Below are 3263 nucleotides of genomic sequence, written 5' to 3'. Positions count from 1 at the left end.
CACCCGCACGACTGCCCGGTCTGCGACGAGGGCGGCCACTGCCTGCTCCAGGACACCACCATCTCCTGCGGCCACTCCCTGCGCGCCTTCCAAGGCAGGAAGCGCACCTACCGCAACCAGAACCTGGGCCCCCTGGTGGCCCAGGAAATGAACCGCTGCATCCACTGCTACCGCTGCGTGCGCTACTACCAGGAGTTTGCGGGCGGCCGCGACTTCGGAGCGCGGCGCATCGCCGGGGGCGTGAGCTACGGCCGCTACCAGGAAGGCGCGCTGTCGAGCGTCTTCGCGGGCAACCTGACCGAGATCTGCCCCACCGGCGTCTTCACCGACAAGCCCTCGCGCCATCAGGCCCGCCACTGGGACCTGGAGCAGGCCCCGGGCGTGTGCCTGCATTGCAGCCTGGGCTGCGCCGTGGAGGTGGACGCCCGCTACCGCCGCATGGTGCGCATCGAGGCCCGGTACAACCCCGACGTGAACGGCCACTTCATCTGCGACCGGGGACGCCACGGCTACGAATACGCGAACCTGCCCCAGCGGCCCCGCCAGGCCCAGGTGGACGGCGCGCCCGTCCCCATGGACGACGCCCTGGACGAGGCCGCCCGCCGCCTGATGGCCGTTGCGGCGGCCCACGGGCCGGGCGCTGTGGCGGCCCTGGGCTCCTCGCGCCAGAGCCTGGAGAGCCAGGCGGCGCTCAAGCTCCTGGCGGCCAGGGCCGGATGGCCCGTGCCGGAGTTCACCACGGGCAGCCACCGCAAGCGCAACATGCTCTCGGCCGTGCGCGGCCTCACGGCCGGTCTGCGCGTCTCCCTGGCGGATATCGCCCGGGCCGACGCCGTGCTGGTGGTGGGCGTCGCCCCCCTCTCCGAGGCCCCCATGCTGGCGCTCTCCCTGCGCCAGGCGTCCCGCAAGGGCGCGGCCGTGACGGTCATCGATCCCCGGCCCGTGGAGCTGCCCCTGCCCTTCACGCACATACCGTCCAGACGCCACGACATGGAAGCCGCCCTGGGGGCCGTGCTGCGCCGGGCCTTCCCCGATCCCGACGGCGAGGAGCGCGCCTTCCTGCAAGCCTTCACGGGCGAGATGCCCGAGGCCCACGCCGCCCCAGGCTGGGAAGCCTTCGCCGACCGCCTGGGCCGGGCGGCCTTCCCGGTGGTGGTCTGCGGCTCGGACATCGTGCGCCTCTCCACCCCGGACCTGCTGGCCGGGGCCGCCGAACTGATGCGCCGCCGCCTGGGTCGGGCCGGATTCTTCCCCGTATTGGCCGGGGCCAACGCCTTCGGTGCGGCGCTCATGAACACCCACGAGGAGACGAGCTTCGACGACGTGCTGGAGGGCATCGAGTCCGGGCGCGTCAAGGCCCTGGTCTGCCTGGAGGCCGACCCGGTGGGGCGTTTCGCCGCCAGCTCGCGCGCCTTCGACGCCCTCTCCCGCCTGGAACTGCTGGTGGCGGCGGACTGCCTGCCCTCGCGCACCATGGCCCGCGCCCACGTTTTTCTCCCCACGCGGACCGTCTTCGAGGCGGGCGGGCGCTACGCCAACCAGGAGGGTCGCATCCAGCGGGCGCACCCGGCCCACGCCTGCGGCACACCCCTGGCCCAGTCGCTGGACCACGGCCACCCCACCCACGGCTTTTCCCTCCAGGCCCCGGGGGCGGACCCCCTGGCAGGCCCCGATGTGGCCCTGCGCCTGATGGACGCCCTGGGGCTGGACCCGGGTCCCGCCGCGTCGGACGCCTGGGGCCTCATGGCCTCGGCCCTGCCCTGCATGGAGGGGCGCCTCCCGGACGAGCCGGGCTTCCTCTGTTCCCCGCCCGGTCCCGGGCTCGCGGCCAGGCCGTCGCCCGTGCCGGAGAACCTGGGAGTGGACCTGCTCATCACGGAGCAGGCCTTCGGCACGGAAGAACTCTCCAGCTACGGCTCCATCCTCAAGGCCCTGGCCCCGCACCCGCAGGTGGTGCTCCACGAGGAGGACGCCGCCACCATCGAGCTGCGCCAGGATGAACAGGTCCACCTGGCCTGCGCCATCGGAGACGCCCACTGCTTCGTGCGCATGGCCGTCAACATGGCCCGCTCCACGGTGGTTGTGCCGCGCAGGCCCGACTCCGGCTGGCAGTCCGCCGTGGCCCGGGGGTACATCGTGGAGCTTTCCCACCTCGAAAAACGGGGCGACGGCTCCGGGGAGGAGGCGTCATGACCCTTGTCCTCGCGGGATGGGCCGTACTCCTGGCCAAGATGGTGGTGCTATTGGTGCTGGTGCTCACGGGCGCGGCCTACCTGGTGCTCGTGGAGCGCAAGCTCCTGGGGAGGCTCCAGCAGCGCTTCGGCCCCAACCGGGTGGGCCCCTACGGCCTGCTCCAGCCCCTGGCCGACGGCGTGAAGGCCCTCCTGAAGGAAGACCTCGTGCCCCAGGGCGCGGACCGCTTCCTCTTCCTGGTGGTGCCGGGCCTGCTGCCCCTGGCGGCCATCCTGGCCTTCGCGGTGGTGCCCTTCGGGGCGGACCTGACCTTCATGGGCCAGAAGGTCCCCCTGGTGCTGGCGGACCTGGACGTGGGCCTGCTCTTCGCCCTGTCGCTCTCCTCGGTGGGCGTCTACGCCCTGGCCCTGGGCGGCTGGGCCTCCAACAGCAAATACAGCCTCCTGGGCGCGGTGCGCGGCATCGGCCAGATGATCAGCTACGAGCTGCCCCTGGGCCTTTCGCTGGTGCCCATCGTGATGCTCTCCGGAACCATGAGCCTCACGGGCATCGTGGCCGCCCAGGCCGACCTGCCCTTCATCGTGCTCCAGCCCGCGGCCTTCGCGCTCTTCTTCATTTCAGCCCTGGCGGAAATCAAGCGCGTGCCCTTCGACCTGGCCGAGGCCGAGAACGAACTCCAGGCCGGGTTCCACATGGAATACTCCGGCATGCGCTTCGCCCTGTTCTTCCTGGGCGAATACGTGAACATGATCTTCCTGGGCGCGCTGGCCGCCGTGTTCTTCCTGGGGGGCTGGCACGGGCCGTGGCTGCCGCCCATGGCCTGGATGCTCCTCAAGACGGCCGTGATGCCCATCCTGCTCATCTGGATCCGCGCCACGCTGCCGAGGCTTCGGCCGGACCAGCTCATGCGCCTGTGCTGGGTGTGGCTGGCCCCCCTGGCGCTTCTGAACATCGTGGCCACCGGAGCGATCATGCTCCTGAGAGGTTGACCCATGGGCTCCAACGACTCCCTCCTCGGCAAGGCCGCCAGGGGCACGGCGGGCATCCTGCGCCCCTTCGCCGTGACGGCC

Annotated in this window: 2 protein-coding genes; both read left to right on the top strand. The window is 71.7% G+C overall.

The window, feature by feature from the left end:
• Positions 1-2193: molybdopterin-dependent oxidoreductase (locus ACV4UX_RS16990; RefSeq protein WP_491594469.1), on the top strand; the 2193-nt coding region annotated here is incomplete at its 5' end.
• Positions 2190-3182: an NADH-quinone oxidoreductase subunit NuoH gene (nuoH, locus tag ACV4UX_RS16985; protein WP_491594468.1), complete on the top strand. Its 993-nt coding sequence runs from the start codon at positions 2190-2192 to the stop codon at positions 3180-3182. The genes ACV4UX_RS16990 and nuoH, both read left to right, overlap by 4 nt.
• Positions 3183-3263: the final 81 nt, after the last annotated feature.

It is taken from the genome of Fundidesulfovibrio sp. (assembly GCF_058402725.1).
The sequence above is the reverse complement of the archived record's forward strand: the minus strand, read 5'-3'. Positions and strand labels throughout refer to the sequence as shown.